The organism is Dysgonomonadaceae bacterium zrk40, assembly GCA_016916535.1.
In the GTDB taxonomy this organism is placed as follows: Bacteria; Bacteroidota; Bacteroidia; order Bacteroidales; family Dysgonomonadaceae; genus Proteiniphilum.
The window spans coordinates 156,038-181,678 of record CP070276.1; the positions used below are offsets into that span (position 1 = coordinate 156,038).

At 50.7% G+C, this 25,641-nt stretch carries 22 protein-coding genes and 1 other RNA gene; 11 read left to right on the top strand and 12 right to left on the bottom strand.

What is annotated here, in order from left to right; all coding sequences use genetic code 11:
* Positions 1-17 precede the first annotated feature (17 nt).
* The 8 genes from JS578_00695 to ald form a co-directional block, all read right to left on the bottom strand.
* Complete coding sequence (locus tag JS578_00695) at positions 18-674, bottom strand: MBL fold metallo-hydrolase (GenBank protein ID QRX63820.1); 657 nt, start codon at positions 672-674, stop codon at positions 18-20.
* Between the two features lie 24 nt (positions 675-698).
* Positions 699-1,322: a 16S rRNA (guanine(527)-N(7))-methyltransferase RsmG gene (rsmG, locus tag JS578_00700; protein ID QRX63821.1), complete on the bottom strand. Its 624-nt coding sequence runs from the start codon at positions 1,320-1,322 to the stop codon at positions 699-701.
* On the bottom strand, positions 1,319-2,233 hold the full coding sequence (locus tag JS578_00705) for a DUF3298 domain-containing protein (protein ID QRX63822.1): 915 nt from the start codon (positions 2,231-2,233) through the stop codon (positions 1,319-1,321). The genes rsmG and JS578_00705 overlap by 4 nt, the downstream gene beginning before the upstream one ends.
* Positions 2,234-2,374: 141 nt before the next feature.
* The gene (cydB, locus tag JS578_00710) at positions 2,375-3,529 is read right to left on the bottom strand and encodes a cytochrome d ubiquinol oxidase subunit II (protein ID QRX63823.1); all 1,155 of its coding nucleotides are present in this window, start codon (positions 3,527-3,529) and stop codon (positions 2,375-2,377) included.
* Between the two features lie 36 nt (positions 3,530-3,565).
* Complete coding sequence (locus tag JS578_00715) at positions 3,566-5,125, bottom strand: cytochrome ubiquinol oxidase subunit I (protein QRX63824.1); 1,560 nt, start codon at positions 5,123-5,125, stop codon at positions 3,566-3,568.
* Between the two features lie 39 nt (positions 5,126-5,164).
* On the bottom strand, positions 5,165-5,365 hold the full coding sequence (locus tag JS578_00720) for a DUF4492 domain-containing protein (GenBank protein QRX64873.1): 201 nt from the start codon (positions 5,363-5,365) through the stop codon (positions 5,165-5,167).
* An 80-nt stretch (positions 5,366-5,445) separates the two neighbouring features.
* A complete protein-coding gene (locus JS578_00725) occupies positions 5,446-5,754 on the bottom strand; it encodes a DUF3467 domain-containing protein (GenBank protein ID QRX63825.1) in 309 nt (102 codons plus the stop codon).
* A 171-nt stretch (positions 5,755-5,925) separates the two neighbouring features.
* A complete protein-coding gene (gene ald, locus JS578_00730) occupies positions 5,926-7,032 on the bottom strand; it encodes an alanine dehydrogenase (GenBank protein QRX63826.1) in 1,107 nt (368 codons plus the stop codon).
* Positions 7,033-7,331: 299 nt separating this feature from the next.
* Between ald and JS578_00735 the strand changes: the two genes are divergently transcribed.
* A complete protein-coding gene (locus JS578_00735) occupies positions 7,332-8,324 on the top strand; it encodes a class II fructose-1,6-bisphosphate aldolase (GenBank protein QRX63827.1) in 993 nt (330 codons plus the stop codon).
* An 87-nt stretch (positions 8,325-8,411) separates the two neighbouring features.
* Here the strand turns inward: JS578_00735 and JS578_00740 are convergent, their stop codons facing one another.
* From JS578_00740 to prmA, 3 genes are all read right to left on the bottom strand, one after another.
* Positions 8,412-11,084 carry a 4-alpha-glucanotransferase gene (locus JS578_00740; protein QRX63828.1) on the bottom strand — a complete coding sequence of 891 codons (2,673 nt, stop codon included), beginning with the start codon at positions 11,082-11,084 and terminating at the stop codon, positions 8,412-8,414.
* A gap of 189 nt (positions 11,085-11,273) precedes the next feature.
* Positions 11,274-12,944 (bottom strand): putative transporter, encoded by a 1,671-nt coding sequence (locus JS578_00745; GenBank protein QRX63829.1) that lies wholly within the window; start codon positions 12,942-12,944, stop codon positions 11,274-11,276.
* A 49-nt stretch (positions 12,945-12,993) separates the two neighbouring features.
* Positions 12,994-13,833, bottom strand: coding sequence for a 50S ribosomal protein L11 methyltransferase (gene prmA / locus JS578_00750; GenBank protein QRX63830.1), 840 nt, complete (start codon positions 13,831-13,833; stop codon positions 12,994-12,996).
* A gap of 105 nt (positions 13,834-13,938) precedes the next feature.
* Between prmA and JS578_00755 the strand changes: the two genes are divergently transcribed.
* The 6 genes from JS578_00755 to JS578_00780 all read left to right on the top strand — a co-directional run bounded on the left by JS578_00755 (position 13,939) and on the right by JS578_00780 (position 19,631).
* Complete coding sequence (locus tag JS578_00755) at positions 13,939-14,850, top strand: IS982 family transposase (protein ID QRX63831.1); 912 nt, start codon at positions 13,939-13,941, stop codon at positions 14,848-14,850.
* Positions 14,851-15,132: 282 nt separating this feature from the next.
* Positions 15,133-16,215, top strand: a complete 1,083-nt coding sequence (locus JS578_00760; protein ID QRX63832.1) for a tetratricopeptide repeat protein — start codon at positions 15,133-15,135, stop codon at positions 16,213-16,215.
* Between the two features lie 45 nt (positions 16,216-16,260).
* A complete protein-coding gene (locus tag JS578_00765) occupies positions 16,261-16,812 on the top strand; it encodes an RNA polymerase sigma factor (GenBank protein QRX63833.1) in 552 nt (183 codons plus the stop codon).
* A gap of 185 nt (positions 16,813-16,997) precedes the next feature.
* Entirely contained in the window at positions 16,998-17,294 is a 297-nt protein-coding gene (locus tag JS578_00770; protein ID QRX63834.1) for a hypothetical protein, read from the top strand.
* A gap of 26 nt (positions 17,295-17,320) precedes the next feature.
* Positions 17,321-17,782 (top strand): hypothetical protein, encoded by a 462-nt coding sequence (locus JS578_00775; GenBank protein QRX63835.1) that lies wholly within the window; start codon positions 17,321-17,323, stop codon positions 17,780-17,782.
* 253 nt (positions 17,783-18,035) lie between these two features.
* Positions 18,036-19,631, top strand: a complete 1,596-nt coding sequence (locus JS578_00780) for a CotH kinase family protein (protein QRX63836.1) — start codon at positions 18,036-18,038, stop codon at positions 19,629-19,631.
* A gap of 76 nt (positions 19,632-19,707) precedes the next feature.
* On the opposite strand, the gene ssrA is transcribed toward JS578_00780, so the two are convergent.
* Positions 19,708-20,108, bottom strand: a transfer-messenger RNA (tmRNA) gene (ssrA, locus tag JS578_00785).
* A gap of 225 nt (positions 20,109-20,333) precedes the next feature.
* Between ssrA and JS578_00790 the strand changes: the two genes are divergently transcribed.
* The 4 genes from JS578_00790 (at position 20,334) to JS578_00805 (ending at position 25,624) form a co-directional block, all read left to right on the top strand.
* Positions 20,334-21,116: a sulfide/dihydroorotate dehydrogenase-like FAD/NAD-binding protein gene (locus tag JS578_00790; GenBank protein QRX63837.1), complete on the top strand. Its 783-nt coding sequence runs from the start codon at positions 20,334-20,336 to the stop codon at positions 21,114-21,116.
* 68 nt (positions 21,117-21,184) lie between these two features.
* Positions 21,185-22,657, top strand: coding sequence for an NADPH-dependent glutamate synthase (gene gltA / locus JS578_00795; GenBank protein ID QRX63838.1), 1,473 nt, complete (start codon positions 21,185-21,187; stop codon positions 22,655-22,657).
* Positions 22,654-23,772 carry a 4-phosphoerythronate dehydrogenase gene (locus JS578_00800; GenBank protein QRX63839.1) on the top strand — a complete coding sequence of 373 codons (1,119 nt, stop codon included), beginning with the start codon at positions 22,654-22,656 and terminating at the stop codon, positions 23,770-23,772. Before gltA ends, JS578_00800 begins: the two co-directional genes overlap by 4 nt.
* A gap of 151 nt (positions 23,773-23,923) precedes the next feature.
* On the top strand, positions 23,924-25,624 hold the full coding sequence (locus JS578_00805) for a tetratricopeptide repeat protein (GenBank protein QRX63840.1): 1,701 nt from the start codon (positions 23,924-23,926) through the stop codon (positions 25,622-25,624).
* The last annotated feature ends 17 nt before the right edge of the window (positions 25,625-25,641 follow it).

Genomic DNA, 25,641 nt, shown 5'->3' on the forward strand with positions numbered 1-25,641 from the left:
GCTTTAGTTGGGTTCTTTCATTGTTGATTCATGTTGACAAACGGGTTGTGCCGTTTCTCATCACCGATGGTGGTATAAGGTCCGTGACCGGGGTAGACACGTGTCTCCTCCGGCAGCAGATATAACTTGTTGCGGATGCTGGTGTTGAGTGTCTCATAACTGCCACGGGGCAGATCGGTACGTCCGATGCCGGAATTGAAAAGAGCATCACCGCACATCACTACAGCAGCTTCGGCCTCATAGAATGCGATGCTGCCGGGAGAGTGTCCCGGGACATGCAAGATTTGAAGTGTATGGTTTCCGAAGGATACCCTATCACCCTCCTTCAGGTATGCGCTCCTCACCGGTTTGTAATCGGCATGGTGGGAGGGGAATCCGAAGAGTCCCATCTGACTGGGAATATCCTCCAGCAGAAACGCATCGTCGGGATGGTACAGCAGGGGAAGATCAAACCTGTTTGCCAGCAGGTTCACTCCGAAGAGATGGTCGAAGTGGAGATGGGTGTTGATCAGATGCTTCACCACGAAGTCGTGATCCAGAAGGTAATTGAGCAAAAGTTCCTGTTCGTAGGCATAATAACATGCAGCATCAATCACCACACACTCCCCGGTTTCGTCAGAGAGTACATACGTATTGACTCCCAGAGGATTGAATTCAAAAGTCTTTATCTTCATGCCGTTCTCATTTATTTTCATCGTTCAGCCCAGGGGCACATAAACCAGTTTCTTTGTCCCGAAGAAGGGGTCGGTGAAGTAATTGGTCAGTGACACCACATCGGCCACCTGCCGGAAAGGATGAAGCTCTGCGGTCAGGTCACCCCCCTTCAGGCAGATAACACCGTTGGTCAATGAATTGATCTGTTCCTTCGCGATGTTCTTACGAATGATGCGGATCAACTCCGGTAGGGGCATCACCGCACGGCTCACCACGAAGTGAAACGTACGTTTCTCCTCTTCGGCACGTGAATGAATTGCCTCCACATTGGTCAAGCCAATGGCATCAGCCACCTCACGCACAACCCTGATCTTTTTCCCGATGCTGTCGAGCAGCAGGAAACGGCTCTCCGGAAAGAGGATCGCCAGCGGGATCCCAGGGAAGCCTCCACCGGTACCCACATCCATGACGCTGGTGCCGGGAGTGAAAGAGACATACCTGGCAATCGCCAATGAATGAAGTACATGATGCAGGTATAAGTTGTCGATATCCTTTCGGGAAATGACATTGATCTTGCTGTTCCACTCCCTGTAGAGGTCACCCAGTGCCTCAAACTGCTTTACCTGCTGTTCCGTCAGTGCGGGGAAATAATGTTTGATCTCTTTCACTTCAGGTCGGCCAGTTTAGATGCAACGCTATTTTCTCTCAACAGAGAGCGTATAGTGCCGTAGGGGATCATGATCTCCTGCGCATCAAGTTGATAAGCGGAATACTCTCCCTTGTTGAAGGTATAGACAATCCCTTTGCCATTGAGCAGGAAGTTCTTGTTGGGCAGGATCTCACGGATGCCGAAGAATCCCAATTCTTCCAGCTCCTCGATGCTCTTCACGCCATTCTGTTCCAGCAGGGAGGCGATGAGGATGTTGCGCAGCGCAGTATCATAACCGGCTTTGAAGAGCTCGTTCTCAGTGACGGGAGCTTCTTGTCTCAAGTTGAAGACATGGTTGCGGCAGAGCTGGTAGGAAGTTGCTCCCCCCTTGTTGTTCGATTGTCTCACCTGAAAGGAGAGGATGCCATGCTGGTTGTAAAAGATCGTATCAGAGATGCTTTCGTAATAGGAATAGAAGCTTTCAGCGGTGGAAAGACCCTCGTGGTCATGGTCCAGCACTTCATCCTGCATCATTTCATCGGGTGTCACAGTTGAGCCCGCATTCTCGCGATAGATGGCAGCATCACGGCTGTAGTTCTCCTCATAGTTTCTGACATACTCCTCTATGGCCGCCGTCGGTTTCAGATTGTGGTAGGCCGGTCCGAAAAGCGCCGTTACGAAGTAACGCTGCAGGGTATCCAGGTTTGTCCCTTCGCTGTCAATGGGATAGATCACATGGAGACGGATGTCACAGTAGGGATTGGCTGTGTCCCCCCCCAGGTGGCGGCGCGATTCGATGTGGATGGTGTCCAACGTCAGTTTATTGGCCGTCCGGTTCAACCCATTTCCACCTTCACCACAGGAGCTTATGAGAAACGTTGCGGCTATCATTAGTGAGCTGATCAGCAGCAGAAAAAATCTTCTCTCCATATAAGAACGATGTTATATTCTTTTGCAAAATTACACTTTATTATCGACATCAGCCCTTTTTCCAGCCGAAAATGAACTGCAGAAACAAAAAGGGGGGGCATGTAAATGCACCCCACCCTCTTGAATCATTTTGCAGTGAGCCTAATAGGCATGTCCGTCGTTGTTCAGATCATCAAGGCTTAGTTTCTTTCGCTCCAGTGCCCTCCAGGCATAGAAGATATAAGCAGCCACCACCGGTACAAGCAGTGACACCACCGCCATGGTCGAGAGTGTGAACTCGCTTGAAGATGAATTCTGCAGGGTAAGCGAACTCTGTAAATCAACCGACGAAGGGTAATAAGCGGTGTTGTTGTAACCGGCAATCAGCAATAACATGGTCACCGTGACGATAGTACCTGCACCGGCGTACCAGATCCCATTCTTAAACTCAGCACTGAATACTGTTCGTATGATACCATAAAGCACGGCAACCACCCCCAGGAGGAAGAGCACCATCACCAGCGGCATCTCGATGAAGTTGTTCAGGTATTTCATCTTCTCCAGGTATACATCTTTGGTGAGGGGATCCACGGCATAACCTTCGGAAAAGAGTGTCCAGATGAGGAAAATGAGGAAGAATACCACGAAGGGCAGTCCGTTGTACAGCACAAACTTACGGGAGCGCTTCTCCAGCACCTCATGGCTGAGCCTGTTTACGAAGAAGAGGCTGGCCTGGGTACGTGCCAGGAAGAATACGGCAAATCCAAGTGTCAGGTTGCGCAGGTTCCCCAGCAGCTCCAATCCGTGCAGCGGGTTCTGCCACTGGCTGATTATCGGTCCTGCCGTACCCAGTCCCGCGATGTTACCCTTGCCCACGGTGAACTCCGATCCGGTAAAGAAGGTAGCCACCACCACTCCCAGCAGGAAGGTGCCGAGCAGTCCGTTAATGAAGAGGAACATGCGGTAGGTTGTAGCCCCGAAGATGTTACCCGGCTTCGACTGGAACTCATAGGATACCGCCTGCAGCACAAAGCAGAAGAGCAGGATCATCCATGCCCAGTAGGCGCCGCCGAAGCTGGTGGAATAGAAGAGCGGGAAAGATGCGAAGAAGGCCCCCCCGAAAGTGACCAGCGTGGTGAAGGTATATTCCCATTTTCTGCCGAGAGCATTTACCAGCAGCCTCTTCTCATCCTCTTTCCGTGAGAGGGAGTGGAGCATCGATTGACCTCCCTGCACAAAGAGCAGGAACACCAGCAGGCCACCCAACAGTGACATGATGAACCACCAATATTGTTGTAGAAATTCGTAAGTGATCATAATATTTATCTTTAAATCCGTTCAACCTTGATACAATCACGCTTTCAGCCCTTCACTGTCGGGTCCCTTTTTGATCTGCTTCACTATGATGGTCACCTCGGCAATCAGCAAACCGGTGAACAGCACCGCGAAGAGGATGAAGGTGGTGGCCACGTTATTTGCCGAGATGGCTGAGGAGGCAGCCTGTACCGGCAGGATATCCTGGATGGTCCAGGGTTGTCGTCCCACCTCGGCAACCACCCACCCCAGCTCGGAGGCAATGTAGGCCAACGGGAGGCTCCAGAGGGCCACATATTGCAGCCAGCGGTTTGTGACCATATCTTTTTTATACAGGAAATAAAGCATCACCATGAAGAAGAGAATGAAATACATCCCAATCATCACCATCAGGTGAAAGCTGTAGAAGGTAAGCGGTATGTTGGGGATGAGATCTTCCTCTGTTTCGAGGTAGCCATATCCGAAGTGGGCATAGTTCTCGCGCAGGATGGTCTCATGGTTGGCAGCATCTGCATCACGTCCCTCCTCCTTGGCCACCTGGTAGTCGGCCAGCGCCTGAATGGCCTTGAGTCCTCTCTCCCGGCGTTCCTGAAAGGAGAGCGCCGTGGTGCCGTCTTGAAGGGTGTAGCCACCCTCTACGATGTCCATGATGCCCGGCACAAAGGCGTTGATATCCCTGTATCCCAGAAGGGAGAGCAGCTTGGGCAGCTCTATCTTGAAGATGTAGGGATCCACCTCATCGTTGTAGTTTTTCCGTGCAGGGTTGAGCATCCCCACAGCCACCAGACCGGCACCCTCTGTGCCTTCATAAAGGCCCTCCATGGCTGCCAGCTTCATCGGCTGCTTCTGTGCCACGTGGTATGCCGAACCGTCGCCGGTAACCGCCAGCATGACGAAAGCCACCAGACCGACCAGTGAACCAATCTTCATGCTCTTCACCGCAAAATCGGTATGTCTCTTTTTCAGCAGGTACCATCCGGAGATGGCCACCACGAAGGCGGCACCCACGGCCCAGCAGGAGAAGGTGGTGTGCAGGAACTTGTTGTAGGCTACCGGTGAGAAAGCCACCGCCCAGAAGTCAACCATCTCATTGCGGACCGACTCGGGGTTGAACTCCATACCGATGGGATACTGCATCCAGGCGTTGGCCACCAGGATCCAGAAGGCAGAGAGAGAAGCACCCACAAATACCAGCCAGGTGGAAGCCAGGTGCATTTTTTTGCTGACCCTGTTCCAACCGAAAAACATGATAGAGACAAAGGTGGCTTCCATGAAGAAGGCCAGAATTCCTTCAATGGCGAGAGGAGCTCCAAAGATATCGCCCACGAACCAGCTGTAGTTCGACCAGTTGGTGCCGAACTGAAACTCGAGGATGATGCCTGTAGCTATACCGATGGCGAAATTGATGCCGAAGATCTTCTGCCAGAACTTGGTGGCATTCTTCCATTTCTCATCTCCTGTTTTGACGTAGAGACTCTCCATTATGGCCATGATGAGTCCCAGTCCAATGGTGAGCGGGACGAACAGCCAGTGATAGCTGGCCGTCAGCGCAAATTGCGCTCTCGACCAATTTACTGCAGATGCACTTAAAAGATCCATAGATGTTGGTTTATTTAGTTTTTTTATATTTGATTGGGTTCATTCGGATGCCGGCACTTTTTCATAAAGTTCCGTGCGGACATGTTCAGCCTTGTCGGCATCATTGTCGTAGTTGGTTTCCAAAACGTTCGGAAAAAAGAAGGGTTTGAGGATGAAAAACATGATCACCAGCTTCACGATTGCCACGATCCAGAGTGTTTTGCTCATGCGGCTCATGCTGGTGAAACCTGACCAGAACATGGTAAACCAGTTGTATTTTTTTGCTGTGATGTCTTTTTCCTTTTCCATAATTGCTGTGAGATGTGACGAAATGGTCAGCTTCACGCCTGCCCTATACCACCGATGGGTGGCAGAAAGCCGGGATCACTTTGAATGCGAATGGGACCGTTTTGTTGTTCAAACTTGTCGATGTTTTCTTTCAGGGCATGCAACAACCGTTTCGCATGTTCAGGTGTCAATATGATCCTTGACTTCACTTTTGCTTTCTGCATGCCGGGCACCATGCGGATGAAATCGACCACGAACTCCGATGCGGAGTGAGAGATGACGGCCAGGTTGGAGTATGTTCCCTGTGCAACCTCTTCGCTCAGTTCAATTTGTATCTGGGTCTCCTTGTTGTAATCTTCCATTGCGATGCTGTGATTCTGACGCTGTATAAAAATAATCTAAATAAGGCAAACAAAGAAAAATAATTTTTCCTTATCTGCAAAGGAAAAAGGGATAATCTTTCCCGATTGATCCCTTTTTCCGTGCCTCTCTGCAGCATCCCGGTAAAAACAGGATGCAGCCATGAAGATCGCTTACCAGTGAAGCTCCCTGTAAGGCAGATTGAGTGAATCGGCCACGCTCTTGTAGACCACCTCCCCGTCGAGGATGTTGAGTCCCTGCCTAAGGTCTTCAAATCGTTTGCATGCTTCTTCCCACCCATACTCTGCGAGCCTTATCACGTAGGGCATTGTGGCATTGGTCAAAGCACGCGTGGAGGTGATGGGTACCGCACCGGGTATGTTGGCCACACAATAGTGAATGATGCCATCAACCTCGAATATTGGGTCGGCGTGTGTCGTTGGCCGCGTTGTTTCGAAGCAACCACCCTGATCGACAGAGACATCAATCATCACCGTGCCGGGAGTCATTTCCTTGAGCATCTCACGCGACACCAGGTGGGGAGCCTTGGCTCCTACAATCAGTGTGGCCCCGATCACGAGATCGGCACTCCTGAGTGATTCTCTGATCGACATCTCGGTGGAATAAAGGGTCTTCACGTTGGCAGGCATCACCTCGGAGAGATAGCGCAGGCGGTTCAGGTTGATGTCCAGCATCTTCACGTTCGCACCAAGGCCGGCAGCCATCAGTGCTGCATTGTGACCCACCACACCGGCACCGATGATCATCACTTCGGCCGGATTGACACCCGGCACACCTCCCAGCAGCACACCTTTGCCTCCCTGTGGCTTTTCAAGGTATTTTGCCCCCTGCTGTACCGAGAGCCTTCCGGCCACCTCACTCATGGGGGTAAGCAACGGGAGTGCTTCCAGCTTGTCCATCACGGTCTCATAGGCGATGCAAACAGCTCCGCTGTCAATCATTGCCTGTGTCAACTGCTTGTTGGATGCGAAATGAAAGTAGGTAAACAAAATCTGACCTTTACGAATCAGGTTGTACTCTCTTTCCAGTGGTTCCTTCACCTTCACGATCATCTCTGCCGTGGCATATACATCTTCCATGGTGTCGAGGATCACTGCTCCTGCCATTTGGTAGCGCTCATCGGGCAGATTGCTCCCCACGCCGGCACCCTTCTGCAGGTAAACAGTATGTCCTCTGCGGGTCAGCTCCATCACCCCTGCGGGTGTCATGGCTACCCTACCCTCCAATACTTTGATCTCTTTCGGTATTCCAATAATCATAATAAAAAAATGTAAAGTGTTTGAAATTAATAATATTAGCTAAGGCGACTCATTCCGGCACCAGTATGCTCATTGCGGAAATCAGAGAGCGGTTAATGACCGTAGAGTACAAAAATAGAAAAAAAATAAAAAAAACAATCGGTTTGGATGATTTTATCGACTCCTTTTTTTACCGGTTATTTCGCTCACTGCAGACATCTTTTAGCACTCTTTGGGGAAATAATTTCATAAATTGCATTTTTAATCGTATTTTTGTGATATTATTTAGGTTTAAACTCCAATTTAAAAACAATAAGATCATGGTAAGTTATAAAGAACTGGGTCTCGTGAACTCAAAAGAGTTGTTCAAGAAAGCAGTAGACGGTGGTTATGCCATCCCCGCTTTCAACTTCAACAACATGGAACAGCTGCAGGCAATCGTATCAGCCTGTGTGGAAACCAAATCGCCCGTCATCCTGCAGGTATCGAGCGGTGCCCGCAAATATGCCAACCAAACGCTGCTGCGCTACATGGCACAGGGAGCCGTACAATATGCCAAGGAACTGGGTTATGAAATCCCCATCGTTTTGCACCTTGACCATGGTGACAGCTTTGAACTTTGCAAGGATTGCATCGACAGTGGCTTCTCATCGGTGATGATCGATGGTTCGCACCTTCCCTACGAAGAAAATATAGCCCTCACCAAAAAGGTGGTGGAATATGCACATCAGCACGATGTGACAGTAGAGGGTGAGCTGGGTGTACTGGCCGGCATCGAAGATGATGTAGTGGCTGAACACCACACCTATACCGAACCCGACGAAGTGGTAGACTTCGTATCACGTACCGGTGTTGACTCACTGGCTATCTCCATCGGCACCTCACACGGTGCGTTCAAGTTCACTCCCGAGCAGTGCACCCGCAATGAAGAAGGAGTGCTGGTACCACCACCATTGCGTTTCGACATCCTCGAAGAGATTGAAAAACGAATCCCCGGCTTCCCCATCGTGCTGCATGGCTCCTCTTCTGTGCCAATGCAATATGTTGAGACCATTAACAAGTATGGCGGAAAGCTAAGTGACTCCATCGGTATCCCCGAAGAGCAGTTACGCAAAGCAGCCAAGTCGGCTGTCTGCAAGATCAACATCGACTCAGACGGTCGTCTGGCAATGACCGCTGCCGTACGTGAAGTGTTTGCCAACAGCCCTGCAGAGTTCGACCCGCGTAAGTACCTGGGACCGGCACGTGAGGAGTTGAAAAAGCTCTACAAGCACAAGACAGAAAAGGTGTTGGGCAGTGCCGGAAAGGCATAACCCTCATCTCACTACATAAAGAAAGCGGCCTTCCCAAATGGGAGGGCCGCACTTTTTTGTGGTTTTCTCAAATAACTAGATAGATGTTTACATCCTGTTGCTCATCGCGGCAACCTCTTCGTTGAACGATGTCTCCCTGAGCAGCTCTTCAATGGAGAGATGCATCCGGTAGCGCCAGTAATGCTCAGGGTTTGCCGGGATGTTGATTCGTTCGGCCGAAGCATCGGGATTGCGGAGTGCGGCATCGAGCGACATCCAATCCTGCCAGGGCAGAATCACCCACATGGCCGATGAGTGGAGGTGTGAGGTGATGATCTTGTTGCATATCGCAATGGTACATTCATCCGGAGCAGCCCCATCCTGGTGGAGCACTTCGTTGTAATATCGTTGTGTCAACTCCCGGTTTTCGCCCCACCATTGGCGTATCGGTGACATGTCATGTGTAGAGGTGGTGCAGACTGAGTGATAAGGCAACCACTGCAGGTCGGTAAAAAGCACCTTGGGATCCTTGGGCATCCGCTGTATCTCCAGGCTGAGCATCTGCAACTCATGCATCACCGAGGGAACACAATCGGGCACCATTCCCAGGTCCTCCCCACAAACCAACATAGAGGTTGAAGCTATCAGCACCGGCAATTTACGCATCGCCTGTTCACGCCAGAAGTAGTTGTGGCGGTGATAGAAAAAGTCATCATAAAGACGATTGAACGCCTCTTTTACATGATCGTCCAGGTAGCGGTAAGAATAGGAATATTGAGCCGTGATGCGGGGGTGAAAACGATGCTGATCGAGCGGATCACGTACGAAGAGCACCTCCGTGCAAAGGGAATAAAGCCCGTCGCGCACCCGTACCGACTTCTCATCCTGCTCACCTTCAAATATTTGTTTAATTTTTCGTTGGGTATCGCAACACTCCTTCAAACGGAACAGCTGCCACCCTTTCACCTCGAGGTATTTCTCCTTTACCTCATCGGCATAGGGGCCAAAAATCTCCGGCAGAAACTGTTCGTGAATGAATGGCTGCACCATACGTTCCTCATCGAAGTGGATGCCTGCGCGGTTCAGTTCTTCCGGCCAGTAGGGCAAGGCAGGACTGAAATGTCCCAGCAGCCCCTGTACGGCATCCAGCGGAATCTCCCAGATACGAAAGAAACCAAGTATATGGTCTATGCGGTAGGCATCAAAATAGTCGGCCATCTTTCGAAAGCGGTTGATCCACCAGGCAAAGCCCTCTTTCTCCATCGCAACCCAATTGTAGGTAGGAAACCCCCAGTTCTGACCAAAAAAGGAGAAGTCATCCGGAGGAGCCCCGCTTTGGGTATCCATGTTGAACAGATGGGGTGAAGTCCAGGCGTCGATGCTGTCACGATTGATCCCGATGGGGATGTCCCCCTTCAGGCTGATCCCGAACTGATGCGCGTAGGCTTTCACTGCTGAGAACTGCTTGTGCAGCAGATATTGTACGAAATACCAGTAGTTTGTTTCATCTGTCGCTGCAGCATCAGCCTCCAGCAACGCTCTCAGCTGTGACTCGCTGTAGGTGGCGTACCCGTTCCAATCCCTGAAATTGGCAGTTCCGTTCCTGTCGCGCAAGGTGCAATAGCAGGCATAGGGGAAGAGCCACTGTTTGTTGTTTTCAAAGAAACTGTTGTATTCGTCCGATGAGAGCACTTTTTTCCCCTCCTCAAGATAGAGATCACGGCTGTATGCCGATTTGAGCTGCAACACCTCTTCGTAATCGATCTCTTTAAGCCGGTTGAGGGCGGCTGCCCGGTTCAGGTATTGCTTTTGTTTTCTTTTGTTCTTCAACGGATAGTCGCTGCATCCCAGGTAGATGGGATGGAGGGCATAGATGGAGATGGCACTGTAGGGATAGGAATCCTTCCATGTTCTGGTAGTGGTGGTATCATTCACCGGTAACAGTTGAATCAGTTGTTGCCCGGTGCGCGCAGTCCACTCTATCATCTTCCGCAGATCGGCAAAGTCACCGATGCCGAAACTCTGCTCCGTTCTGAGTGAGAAAACAGGGATGGCCGTTCCGGTTCCTCTGAATGTGAAACCGGAATAGCGGTATGCAATCGACATCTCCGCCGTCACACTGTTCTCCTGCTGAGCGGAGGTTGCATCCAGCAGCCTGTTGGCGCCATCTTCCCAGTGCACCACCTCGCCGCTGCGGCGGTCTATGATCAGGAACTTGTACTCACTGATCAGTGGAAGTGACTCCGCATCAAGGAGTATCTGCCATTCGCCATTGTTCACGCAGGTGAGCGGCACTGCTTTAGCGGGATCCCATCCTCCCAACAAATCTGCTGCGCCACAGACCGCCACCACCTGGTCGCGGTTGGCATAGGGGCAGATCATGTTGAGCAACAGCGACCTGGAATAATATCTTGTCGGCAACGATGATATGGGATGATGGAAGATGCTGTCGGTGAATACCGATGAATAGAGATAAGAATGGTACGGCTTGTCGTTCCAGTGATCCTGCACGTTGAATGCCTTCTTCCCTTTAATCACGCGGAGCTGACGTCTTGCACCCCACTCCCGGCGGATGGTGCTGTTGCCCTGCCGTATCAGGTAATAATACTCGAGGGTATCGGTCACGCCCATCTTCAGCGTGGTGCTCCAGTTGTCACCGTTGCTTGTGAGCGGTAACGCCCGGGCCTCATCGAACGCTCCCAGCTCGGGCGTCGACCCACAGAGGCAGACCTGTTGCCCCCAGGTGGTATGATAGTTGAGATGAAATGCAATAAGAGCCATTCAGATCCTTTTGTTAAACCCATTCGAAGGGTGAGATCCCTTGAAATGGTCTGCGTATTAAATTATTGTCTTCGACTACAAATCTACAACGAAATGGGAACGAATGACTTTTACAAGCGGATCTTTTGCGTAGAATCGTGTGCAATCGATTGCGACAAGACTCTTCCCTGTTCAGGCTGACCCCTTCATTCAGAGAAAAATAAGAATCAACAACTGTGCCATGATCACACGGAGGAACATGGTGAGCGGGTAAACCGTCGCATAGCTCACTGCCGGCACATCATTCCCTGCGCTGGCATTGGCGTATGCCAGTGCCGGGGGATCGGTCATGCTTCCCGCAAGCAGCCCCATCAGGGTGAAATAGTTCAGCTTGCTCACCTTGCGGCCGATGAAGCCGATGATCAGCAGCGGCAACATGGTGATGATCACACCATAGCCTATCCAGATGTATCCACCGTTCACCACGGTCTCAACAAAGTTGCCCCCTGCACCCAGTCCCACGCAGGCCAAGAACAAGGAGATGCCAATCTCGCGCAGCATCAGGTTGGCACTCATGGTGGTGTAGGTAACCAGCTTGTAGCGGGGCCCAAACTTACTGATCAGAATGGCAATGATCAGTGGTCCACCCGCCAGTCCCAGCTTCACAGGCTGTGGTATCCCCGGAATCATGAAGGGAATGCTGCCCACCAGTACGCCCAGTGCGATGCCGATGAAGATGGAGATCAGGTTTGGTTCACGCAGTCGTTTCATCGAGTTGCCCAGGAATTTCTCCACGTTGGCAATCGCTTCTTCCGATCCCACCACCGTGACGCGGTCGCCCAGCTGTAGCTCCAGCCGTGTATCGGCAATCAGGTCCACACCGGCACGGTTCACCCTTGTGATGTTGACGCCGAAGAGGTTGCGCAGGCGCAGGTTACCGATGGAACGTCCATTCACTGCAGAGCGCGTGATGGAGATCCTGCGGGAGACAAGCTGTGAATCGAGCTTGGCCCACTCCTCCCTGTTCATGTCGATGCGTTTACCAATGAGTGCTTCAATCGCTTCGATGTTCTTCAGGTTGGAGACCACCAGCACCCGGTCCCCATCCTCCAGTTTCGTTTCTGTTTGGGGAACAACCAGCTCACCGCTCCGTGCATGCAGCACCCGTGAGATGACAAACTCACGATCGATCAGCTTCTTGATCTGCCTGATGTTCTTACCCATGATGGCGGGATTAAGCACATTGAGGGTGAACATCTGAGCCTCCGTCTGTTTCGAATCGTTCATCTGATCCAGACGCTTGTTCTCCTGTGTGAGGTTGATGCGAAAAATGTAACGGAACAGCACCAGTGAGAGGATGATGCCCACCACTCCCAACGGATAGGCAACCGCATAGGCAGTGGCAATGGTAGGATCGGTGCTGCCGGTGGCATCGGTAAAGGTCTGCTGTGCCGCTCCCAGACCGGGCGTGTTGGTGACGGCACCCGAGAGGATGCCTACCATCGTGGCAATAGGCAAACCGGTAAGCAGGTGAATCACGATGGTGGTGGCAACACCCAGGAAAACAACACCCGAAGCCAGCAGGTTGAGAGTGATCCCTCCCTGCTTGAAGGAGGAGAAGAAGCTGGGGCCCACCTGCATCCCTATGGAGAAGATGAAAAGGATCAAACCGAACTCTTTCAGGAAATGAAGGAGCTCAGGTTCGATGAGAAGGCCCAGGTGACCGAGAAAAATACCGAAGAAAAGGATCCAGGTGGTACCCAATGAGATCCCGAAGATCTTGAGTTTACCCAGCAGGAGTCCAATGGCAATTACCACTGCCAAGATCAGGATCGAATGCGCAATACCCGATCCGCTAATAAGTTCAACAAACCATTCCATTCTGTAATAACCTAAAATTGTGTAACAAGCTGCAAAGGTAACCCTTTTTTCACTTCTTTACAAAAGTTGTGGCCACCCAACGATCCATCTCCCTCAAATGATCAAAAGAAAGACCCAACTCATTTGCCCGTGCACGGATGGCGGGCAGGTCATCTAGGTAGAAGCCGCTCATGACAATGACTCCCCCCTTCTCCATCACTGCCTCATAGCGTGGCAGATCCTGTAACAGGATGTTGCGGTTGATGTTGGCAAAGATCACCTCATACCGCTCTGCGCCCAACAGTTCCGCTCCTCCCTGCTCAACACGTATGGATGTCATGCCGTTCAATCCCACATTCTCCACGGCATTGTGATAGGCCCACTCTTCAATGTCGATGGCAGTCACGGGGGCAGCGCCCTTCATGGCAGCCAGGATGGCCAGCACCCCGGTGCCGCACCCCATGTCGAGCACACTTTTCCCGTTCAGCTCCATCGCCAGGATCTCCTTCAATATCAGGAGTGTCGTCTGATGATGGCCTGTGCCGAACGACATCTTCGGATCAATCACGATGGGATAACGACATGCCTTGTCGGGTTGATGAAACGAACTGTGGATGCAACACTCATCCTCAATGACAATGGGTTTGAAGTAGTTCTTCTCCCACTCTTCATTCCAGTTCTTGTCTTCCAGAGTGTGGATGGAATAGCTGATCTCCACCTCCAACGGGAGGTCGGTAAGCACCTGTTGCAGCGCCGACTGGCTGAAAAGCGGCTGAGGGATGTAGGCTTCCAAAGCATCTTCACCTCTCACAAATGATTCAAATCCTATCTCTGCCAACATTGCAGATAGGATGTCGGTGATCATCTCACTGTAGGGATCACATTTGAACAGAACCTGGTTGTATTGCATCTTAACGTGAGTTCGGGATAAGAAAAGCATAAAAAAAGTTGTGATATAGGGAGATTATTTGTATATTTATAGCTGATAATCAAACAAATAACAAACATCAGCCCTATGATCACAACAGACAAAGTTATTGAAATATTTTGTATTGCCGACGATTTTTGTGCAGAATATGAGAATGAAATTCAGAATCATCAACTTCAAGCCGGGGGTACAACTAAAAGGAGAAACAGGAAAACGCAAATGTCCCAGAGCGAGATTATTGCCGTGATGGTCTGTTTCCACTGCGGAACCTTCCATAATTTCAAGAATTATTACCTGTTTTATATTTGCAAACACATGAAGAGCTATTTTCCAAATGCCGTTTCCTACAACCGTTTTGTCGAGTTGCAACCCAGGGTGATTGTACCTTTCATGCTCTTGCTCAAACTCTTTGGATTTGGTGAATGCACAGGCATTACATATGTGGATAGCACTCCCATTAAAGTATGTCATAACAAGCGTATACACTCGAATAAAGTATTCAGGGATCTGGCACAAAGAGGGAAAAGTACGATGGGCTGGTTTTTTGGATTCAAGCTTCATCTGGTCTGTAACGAAAAGGGTGAATTGCTGAATTTCTCTCTCACAAAAGGCAATGTCGACGATAGAAACCCTGACGTAATCAATGTTCTTACCAAAGATCTTTTCGGTAAACTATATGCAGACAAGGGTTACATCAGCACAAAGCTCTTCGAGATGCTGTTTGACCAGGGTGTTCATTTAGTGACCGGTATACGCTCAAATATGAAAAATTCCCTGATGTCATTCCGCGACAAGATTCTCTTACGCAAAAGATCTGTAATTGAGTCCATCAATGATGAACTGAAGAATATCTGCCAGATAGAACATTCAAGGCATCGTTCCACACATAATTTCATCATGAACATAATTGCTGCATTGGTGGCATATTGTTTCTTTCCCAAAAAGCCTTCAATCAAATTTGAAGTGGAAAAGTCAAGTCAATTAACCATTTGGGGATAATATGTTATCCCGAACTCACGTTCTTAGTCTCTTTCGGGCTTAATTTCTCCCACAAATGTACGACAATCTTTTTGATACCGGAAAATGTAAAAAAAATCTATTTGCCATTCTCATATGTTTATTAGTGTTACAAAAGATGTGAAATTTGAGAGGAAGCTATCCGCAAGCTTCATTTTTTGTTTACTTTTACCCACCAAATGAGCCGCACACATTGGCCGGAGCAGTGGTTTTGCTTCCGTTAAGCCTGTCGGCCCACTGAGAACATTCATTAGAAGATCACCTATGTATAAGATTATCATACTGCTTGCATTTTTCTCCATCACCTTGCCCAATCTGCTGCATGGGCAACAATCCAAGGCGCAGCAACTGGTTGAAGAAGGAGTGGCACTCCATGACCAGGGTGAATATGAAGAGGCGATGGCCAAATATCGTGAAGCGTTGGCATTCGATCCCGGACTGATACAGGCTGTTTATGAAATGTCACTCACCTCTCTCGAGCTGAAAGACTATGCGGGAGCAGAGAAGTACAGCAGTGAAGTGATTGCATCCGATGAGAAAAAGCTGGCCATCGGCGCCTATGCCGTCAAGAATGAAGTCCTCCTGGAAACCGATCGTGCCGATGAAGCCATCGCCTTCCTGCAGGAGGGTCTGGAGAAGTATGGCGACGATTACCTGCTCCACTTCAACCTGGCGCTCAACTATTACAAGCAGGGTGAGAGCGGGAAGGCGCTGACACATGTCAGAAGGGCTATAGACGTTGACAAGAGCCACAGCGGAGCGTTTCTACTCAATGCCTATCTGCTGAACGACCATGGCCTCTGGGTGCAGAGCATCCTCTCATTCCAGATGTTTCTACTCCTGGAACCCGACAGCGACCGTTCAAAGAACGCCTTCGAGGAGCTGTTGCAGACCATGTCCATCAGGAAGAGCGAGGAACCTGTAGAACGCTCCTTCATACAGCAACAGATGATGCGCAACAAAACCGTACAGAGCAATAAGAGTGAAGAGACACCGCCGCTCACACCCGAGGAGAACCTCGACCGCAGCCTTGTATACGGTGCCATCACTGCAACCATCGACTCACTGCAGGCGGGTGACAACGAAGCCGATCCATTCCTGTTGTTCACAACCGTGAACCGCTCCATCATGAAGGTCCTCGAGGCGGAGAGCATCGGCCACAAAGAGGGGGTCTTGTGGACCTACTACATCCCTTTTTTCACCCATATAGAGCAATCTGACTTTTTCGAAACCTACTGCCGTTACATCAGCGTCTCCTACTACCCCGAATCATTGCAATGGTGGCAGGAGAACGAAGAGGCCGCGGGAAATTTTGTACGATGGTTTGAAAATGGTGATGCAAGCTGAGCGGGTAGCGAAAAATATCTTACCTTTGTCCTGAATGCCATACCTATGGAAATGAACAACGAGGAAACCTTACTGGAAGCACTTCGGAATCCGCACACCATCAGACAGGGGTTTGCCGATCTGGTCGCCGCCTACAGCGAACGACTCTACTGGCAGATACGAAAAATGGTGCTTTCGCACGACGATGCCAACGACATCCTCCAGGATGTGTTTGTGAAGGCATGGACAAACCTGGAGAACTTCCGCGGCGACGCCAAGCTTACCACCTGGCTCTATCGGATTGCCATCAACGAAAGCATCACCTTCCTGAACAAGAAACGAAGCCAGAACAACATCTCAATTGATGAGGATGACTCTTTCCTGATCAACGTGCTGGAAAGTGATGATTATTTCGACGGTGATGAGGCAGCGCTGCAGCTGCAGAAAGCGATCCTCACCCTGCCGGAAAAGCAGCGTCTTGTTTTTCAGATGAAATATTTCGATGAGATAAAATATGATGAGATGTCAGACATTCTCGGCACCTCCGTGGGGGCATTGAAAGCATCTTATCACCATGCAGTTAAAAAAATTGAAAAGTTTTTAGGAGAAGAAGATTAAACCTTTTACAGGGCCATGCGTCTATTCAACAGTAGGCCCCAAAAAGGAACGGCATCGAAAGAGCATGAACATCAATATAGAAGTACCGTATGAAATCTCATTTCAACAAATTAGAAGAAATAGATCGCAAACGAAATCCATTTAAAGTCCCAGACAACTATTTCGCCCGATTGAATGAAGAGATCATGAATCATCTCCCGGAAAAAGAGATCTTTCCACCGCGAACGGTTCCTCTTTGGGATAAGGTGAAACCCTGGGTCTATATGGCAGCGATGTTTGTCGGTCTCTACATCACCATTCAGTTTCTCACACGGCAGGCTGACAATGACAATGTAGCATCCCGTCAGTCGGTGGTCCAGATTCAGGAAAGTTACTGGTCAACGGTGCAGGTCACCGAGGAGGAGTTCTACCAATATCTGGAGGAGCAGCTGGTGGAAGAGGGTTATTTTGATTACATGTATGATCAATATTATCTCAATTGATGATACAACGCACATACCATAGAGTTATGAAAAGAAATATCATATTGTTGATTTGTTTGATTCTGTTGCCACTGCAGGTGATGACCCTCACCGCACAGGAGAGGAAGATGAACATGGCAGATTACGAGAAACGAAAAAAAGAGTTTGTAGAGAAAGAGGCAGGGCTCAGCAAGGCGGAAGCTGTCAAATACTTCCCCCTCACCAACGAACTGACAAAAAAGAAGTTCGAACTGCATCGCAAACACAGGGAAAAGGTGCAACGCATCAAGGACAACAGCAACATCTCGGAGGCGGAGTACAGAAAATTACTGGATGACGATGTGGATTTGAAGATGAAAGAGGCAGCCCTGGAGAAGGAATATGCACCCAGATTTGAGAAGGTGCTCACCCCGGAGAAGCTCTACAGGGCACAGCAAGCCGAACGGCAGTTCATCCAGAAAGAGGTTACCAACTTCAGGAACAATAGTGAGAGAAGCCGTGGCAGATAACGCCCCCATCCAGCAACCGTCACACTACAATACAAGCAACTGCGAGCCGTAAAAAGATGCAGCAGACAGTTCACAAAATAATACCGGTCTCAAGCCGGTATTTTTTTGTGTGGAGCATGATGCACCAATCAGTATATTTAATTGCTGTCATGCATCAAAAAAGTGCTAAATTTTAAGAGTACACTACAAGATATATGTATAAATTAAGCCTACATTTGTGTCTGGTACGTATAAATGATAATAACATCATATTATGAGTTTACTTAAATCTGGCAATTTACTTTATCTTGTTCTAATACTATTTCTAGGATTAAACTCATGTGACGACACAGAAAAAGTAGTTCTGGAGCCGAAAATTGATTCTTTTACGTTGCAACCTGAATTCAATAATAGTTTAGATAAAGTTGTAGTGGGAGAAAAATATGGCATTGAAATCAAGTTAGTTATTCCACACAATGTATCACTTAAAAACCTTGTTGTTTCCTTTCAATTTGTGGGTGTCAAGGTTGAGGTAAATAATGTAGAACAAATTAGCAATATAACATCAAACGATTTCAGTCAACCTGTCAAATATAAGGTTTATGGAATTAATAGTGAACCACTGGAATACACGGTTACTGTTACGAATGAACGACTTCGACTGCCGCAAGTTTACGTAGATGTAGAAGATCATCAGGAGTACAGGGATGATGAGAAGGGAACATATAAGAATATCACTCTGAGAGTCCTGGATGCTGATAACTATTATACCAGTATCACAGATTTCAATGCTGTAGGTGAAATGAAGGGCAGAGGCAATTCAACCTGGTATGGTGTTCCAAAAAAACCTTTTAGAATAAAACTGGGAAAGAAAAGTTCTCTGCTGGGCATGAGTACCGATAAAAACTGGGCTCTTCTTGCAAATTATTACGACAAGACGCTATTGCGTAATCTAACCGCTTTCGAGATATCAAGGATTGCTGAAATGTCATGGACTCCAAATTCCATAAGCGTTGATTACTATATGAATGGCACATACAGAGGAGTATATACCCTTACTGAACATGTAAGCGTGACAGACGAAAGATTGAATATGGAGTTGGTTTCGGAAGACGATAACTCCGGAGATGCATTAACCGGTGGATATTTCCTGGAACTTGATTTTCATTTCGACGAACCCTACAAATTTAAAACAGACAGGAAGGGGCTTCCCATCATGTTTAAAGATCCGGAAGAGCCAACAACAAATCAGTTCAATTATGTAAGGGACTTTTTTAATACTGCAGAAGAAGTTCTTTATTCAGAAAATTTTACTGATCCTGTTGAAGGCTATCGAAAATATATAGATGTACCCTCGTTTATAAACTATTATATCGTTCAGGAATTGGCGAAAAATGTGGATGGCAATTTACGTGGCAGCTGCTATATGGCAATACGAAATAAGGGAAAAATAGAGTTCCCGCTTGTATGGGACTTCGATCTTGCTTTTGGAAATGCCGATTATATTACCTGGGAACAGGGTGCTACTTCCAGTGAATGGGATGGATGGTTTATAAAAACCCAATCACCCTGGTTTGATCGTTTATTCCAGGATCCTCAATTTGTAGGTGAAGTTAAAAGTCGATGGAATGAGTTGAAACCTGAATTAGACAGGATTCCGGATTATATCAGTGCACATGCAGATCTATTGGATGATTCACAGGAAAAGAACTTCAGTCCCAAGCCAATTGGCGCTGGCTGGAGTATCACAGACAAACAATGGAATACAAGTAAAATCAGAGGTTCGTATGATAAAGAGGTGGAATATCTGATTTATTTTGTTGAAAAACGTCTGGAATGGTTGGATACAAATATAAACGCTCTTAAATAGTTGCAATTCATAATCACCGGGAGGCAACAAAAAAACACACAGTCCACGCATCAATGTGCGTATAACTGTGTGCAAGTTGTGGAGCTGGAGGGAGTCGAACCCTCGTCCAAACGAGGAAGCAATCTGCTTTCTACATGCTTAGCTTCATTTGGGTTGTCGGGAAAGAGCGCGACTGAAGCCACCATACTCAATCCTTATCTTCTTAATTTTCAGAAGGGTGCCGAAGCCTCACCCAACCTATCTCCGATTTACCTGCACCACCTGATCGGAACGCTTCGAAGCCACAGCTTCCGGGTGATGTCTTGTTCCGCCACCTGGTGGCAGAATTAAGCGTTAACCTACTATACTTCGGTTACGCAGCAAGAGCGTAATTGTTGTTGCCAGTTACTTGTTTGCCTGCCGGGATTAAAGTGCCGACCGACCGCGCACTGCATGCTTACAAACCTCTTCTACCCGCTGTCAAAGCCAAACAGCCCCGGTAGAACCTGAAACACAAAAGCGCCCAGGCGATTGTAAGACGCAAAGATACCCAAAAGGTTTAACAGCCACAACTTCTCCGCTCAATTTTTTGTTGCGACCTTGCTGAGGAGCGCTCAGCCCCTCCATTCTGTCATTTTTATGCAGAAATAGCATCCCCAACCCGCAAATTTATCCTATTTTTGTAAAATAAATTACACATCGAAATCAACATCCGGAATCAAAATGAACAAGATTGTTGGGAAAGAGTATTTCTCCGATAAGGTGGTGAAGTTTGAGGTAGAGGCACCGCTCATCGCCAGGAGCCGCCGTGCGGGACACTTCGTCATCGTACGCGTGGGCAAGAAAGGGGAACGGGTCCCCTACACCATCGCCTCAGCCGACCCGCAGAAAGGAACCATCACACTGGTCATCCAACGAGTGGGCAAGTCGTCCGAAAAAGTGTGTCAGCTGGAGGTGGGTGACTATATCACCGACATGGTGGGACCGCTGGGCAAGGCCACCCACATTGAGCAATTCGGCACGGTGGTCTGTGCCGGTGGCGGTGTGGGTGTCGCCCCCATGCTGCCCATCATCGAAGCGATGAAAGCGGCGGGCAATAAGGTGATCTCCGTACTGGGCGCCCGCTCGAAAGATCTGATCATCCTTGAGGATCAGGTGCGTGCCCACTCCGACGAGGTGATCATCATGACCGACGACGGCTCCTACGGAGAGAAAGGGTTGATCACACAAGGCGTGGAGAAGGTGATCCAGCGCGAGAAGGTCGACCTCTGCGTCACCATCGGCCCGGCCATCATGATGAAGTTCGTCTCGCAGCTGACAAAGAAGTACGAGGTACCCACCATCGCTTCGCTCAACACCATCATGGTAGACGGCACCGGCATGTGTGGTGCCTGTCGTGTGACGGTGGGCGGCAAGACCAAATTCGTCTGCATTGACGGACCCGAGTTCGATGCGCACCAGGTCGATTTCGACGAGATGCTGATGCGCTTAAAAGCATATAACTAACACATTACAACAGTTCTCCAAAGCCACACTTCAACAGCGGGGCGGCAGGAGAATGAGAGAGGAACAATATGAGCGATTATTTACAGGCCGAACGGGCACAGGAGTGGCGTGAAGCGTTGCGCAAATCGATGAAGAACAAAGATCGCACCAACCTCCCTAGGGTGCAGATGCCGGAGGTAGACCCGGAGGTGCGGAGTCACACCTATGATGAGGTGAACCTGGGACTTACCGTAGAGCTGGCCACCGGCGAGTCACACCGCTGTCTCGACTGTGTGGATCCCACCTGCATCAGTGGCTGCCCTGTGGAGATCAACATCCCCAAGTTCATCAAGAACATCGAACGGGGAGAATATCTCGAAGCAGCCCGCACGCTCAAGGAGAGCAGTGCCCTGCCGGCAGTCTGCGGACGTGTATGCCCGCAGGAGAGGCAGTGTGAGAGCCAATGTTTCTATACCCTGAAACTGAAAAAAGAGCCGGTGGCCATCGGTCACCTGGAACGGTTCGCAGCCGATTATGAACGGATGAGCGGCCAGCTCTCCGTGCCGGCCACGGCACCCGCCAACGGCATCAGGATCGCCGTGGTGGGCTCCGGTCCCGCGGGACTGGCATTTGCCGGCGACATGGTAAAGTATGGCTACGACGTCACCGTCTTCGAAGCGCTGCATGAGCTGGGGGGGGTACTCCGCTACGGCATCCCCGAGTTTCGTCTGCCCAACAATATTGTCGACATCGAAATCGAGGGGCTCCGCAAGATGGGGGTGAAATTCGAAACCAACTGCATCATCGGCAAGACCATCTCGCAGGAAGACCTCCGTGAAGAGGGCTACAAGGCCATCTTCGTGGGCAGTGGTGCCGGGCTGCCCAACTTCATGAACATCCCCGGTGAGAACCTGAATGGCATCATGTCCTGCAACGAGTACCTCACCCGTGTCAACCTGATGCAGGCCGCCGACCCGGAGAGCGACACCCCCGTACACATGGGCCGGAAGGTCGCAGTGATCGGTGGTGGCAACACTGCCATGGACGCCGTACGTACCGCCCGCCGACTTGGAGCTGAGAGAGCGATGATCGTCTACCGCCGCTCGGAAGAGGAGATGCCGGCCCGCATCGAGGAGATCAAGCATGCCAAGGAAGAAGGCATCGAGTTCTACACCCTGCACAACCCGCTTCGTTACGAAGGCGATGAGCGGGGACGGGTGCAGCGCATGCTGCTGCAACGCATGGAGCTGGGGGCACCCGACCAGTCGGGCCGCCGCCGTCCCGTGCCCATCGAAGGGGCAACCGACTGGCTGGAGGTCGATGAGGTGATCGTCAGCGTGGGGGTCTCCCCCAACCCACTCATCCCACAGAGCTTCAGCGGACTGGAAGTAACCGGCTGGGGCACCATCGTGGTCAACCAGGAGACCATGCAGAGCGCCGATGAGATGATCTACGCCGGCGGCGACATCGTACGCGGTGGTGCCACCGTGATCCTCGCCATGGGTGACGGACGCAAAGCAGCCAAAGCGATGCACCAACATCTTCAACAACAAACGTCATGAGAAAATTAAGGATCCTGGCCGACGCCCACATCCCCTACCTGAGAGGCGTTGCCGAGCAGCTGGGCGAAGTGGAATACCTGCCGGGCAACCAATTTACCCGTGAGGCGATACACGACAAGGATGCCTTGATCGTGCGCACGGTGACCCACTTCGGGGAGGAGATCCTCAGCGGGAGCAACGTGCAGCTCATCTGCTCCGCCACCATCGGCTACGACCACATCGACACCGCCTGGTGCGACCAAAACAACGTCGCCTGGCGCACCGCCCCCGGATGCAACGCCGCCTCCGTGGAGCAGTACATCACCTCCTCACTCCTGTTGCTGGCGCACAAACACCGGTTCAACCTGCAGGCCATGACCATCGGCATCGTGGGCGTGGGCAACGTGGGGAGCAAGGTAGCCGCCGCCTGCCGCAAGCTGGGCATGCGGGTGCTGCTCAACGACCCTCCCCGCGAAGAGCGCGAGGGCAAGGGGCTCTTCACCGACCTCGATACCATCCGCCGGGAAGCCCATTTCATCACCTTCCACACGCCGCTCACCCGCACGGGGAAGCATGCCACCCATCACCTTGCCGGGGAGCAATTCTATGAGCACCTTCCCATGAAACCCTTCATCTTCAACGCTGCCCGCGGAGGAGTCACCTGCAACCTCTCCCTCACCAGGGCGCTGCAACAGGGCACCGTGCGGGGTGCCGTGATCGACTGCTGGGAGAACGAACCCAACATCAGTGGGGAGTTGCTTCAGCTGGTGGACATCGCCACCCCCCATATCGCCGGATACAGTGCGGACGGCAAGTGGACCGCCACGAAGATGAGCCTCGAAAACCTGATTCAGCACTTCGCAATGGATGCAACGCCCCACTATGCCGCGATACCGGCTCCGGAAGAACCCCTCATCGATTTGAAGGATATCCCCCTGGAGGCACAACTGGCACATGCCGTGTGGCACACCTACCAACCGTTGCAAGAGACCTCCGCATTGAAGGCATCGCCCCAACAGTTCTACCGTTTCCGCTCGGAGTACCCCCTGCGCAGGGAGTACCATGCCTTCACGGTCCGCCATGCCCATCCAACAATCGCAGAGACGCTTCAGCAGCTCGGATTCACCGTTGCATAGCGTGCTCCGCAAGAAGTGCATCGCACAAAATAAAAAAATTCATAAATAGTTGTGAAGGCTTTTTCTATTGCGGTAAAAGCCTTAAATTTGTCTGCAGAATATCCAAGTGGAAAAGACGATTCAAACTCACATACAAATCAACTCAAACAACATGAAAAAAAAATCCTTCTATTTGTCATTTTTACTGATGATGGGGGTGGCACTCTTCACCACCTCCTGCAGCAGTAAGCTGAAACCACTCTCTCAGAACAACTTCAACGTAACCCCCTCCCCCATGGAGACGGTGGGCAACCAGGTACCGGTAACCATCAACGGCACCTTCCCTGAAAAGTGGTTCCACAAGAACGGTATCGTCACCATCACCCCCATCCTGAAGTATGGCGACAAAGAGCTGGCCGGCACACCCTACAGTTTCCAGGGAGAGAACATCGCCGGCAACCGTACCACCATCTCCAACAGCCGTGGTGGCAACTTCACCATGAGCAGCACCTTCCCCTACAGCGAGGAGATGATCTTCTCAGAGCTCTTCCTTCGTTTCGACGGCAGCATCAAGAAGAAGAGATCACCCCTGCCCGACCTCAAGGTGGCAGATGGTGTCATCGCCACCTCCGCCCTGGCAGACGTGCGCACCACCACACCCTCGGTAGCCCCCGACGGGTTCCAGCGCATCATCAAGGAGGCACAGGAAGCAAGCATCATGTTCGTCATCCAGCAGGCCAACCTGCGTCAGAGCGAGCTCAACAAGCGTGACCTGAACGACTGGAAACGACGTGTTGAAGAAGCCTTCAACGATCCGCGTCAAAACATCAACGTGGAGGTATCGGCCTACGCCTCACCCGACGGTGGCCTCTCCCTCAACGAGCAGCTTGCCGCCAAGCGTGAGCAGAACACCTCCGGTTACCTGGAAGAAGAGCTGAAGAAGCGCAACATCGACACCGATGTCTATGCCCGCTACACCGCCGAAGACTGGGAAGGCTTCCGCCAGCTGGTATCCGCCTCCGACCTGCAGGACAAAGAGCTGATCCTGCGCGTGCTGGAGATGTACCCCGACTCAGAGACCCGCGAGCGTGAGATCAAGAACATCTCCTACGTCTTTGAAGATCTGGCCACCACCATCCTGCCGCAGCTGCGTCGTTCGCGCATCGTGGCCAACATCGAGATCGTGGGCAAGTCCGACGAGGAGATCATGACCGCCTGGAACAACAGCCCCAAGGAGTTGACGGTAGAAGAGCTGCTCTACGCCTCCTCGCTCACCGACGATGAGCAGGTGAAGGAACGCATCTACCAGTACGTTACCGCCAACTTCTCAGACGACTACCGCGGATGGAACAACATCGGCACCATGTTCTACAAGCAGGGCGATTACAGCAAGGCCGCACAGGCATTCAACCGTGCCGCCCAGGTGAACCCCTCCGCCGCCGAGGTGAACATGAACAAGGCACTGCTGGCCCTTATGGAGAACAAGACAGACGAAGCCAACGAGCTGCTGGGCCGCTCCGCCGGAGCCTCCGGTCTGGATGAAGCCATGGGCCTTTACAGCATGTTGCAAGGTAACTACAACCAGGCTGTTGGTGCCTATGGCAACTCCGTCTCCAACAACGCCGGTCTGGCCCACCTGCTGGTAAGAGACTACAACAAGGCCAAGCAAACGCTCGAAGCAATTGAGCAGCCCGATGCCACCACCGCCTACCTGCTGGCCATCATCGCCTCCAGGACCAACAACTTCAACGAGGTGGTCTCCAACCTGCGCTCCGCCATTGCGCACGACCCCGCCATCGCACAAAAGGCACTCAAGGACCTTGAGTTCGCGAAATACCTCACCAACCAGGAGTTCCGCTCGCTGCTGAACTAATATAACTGGATAATATT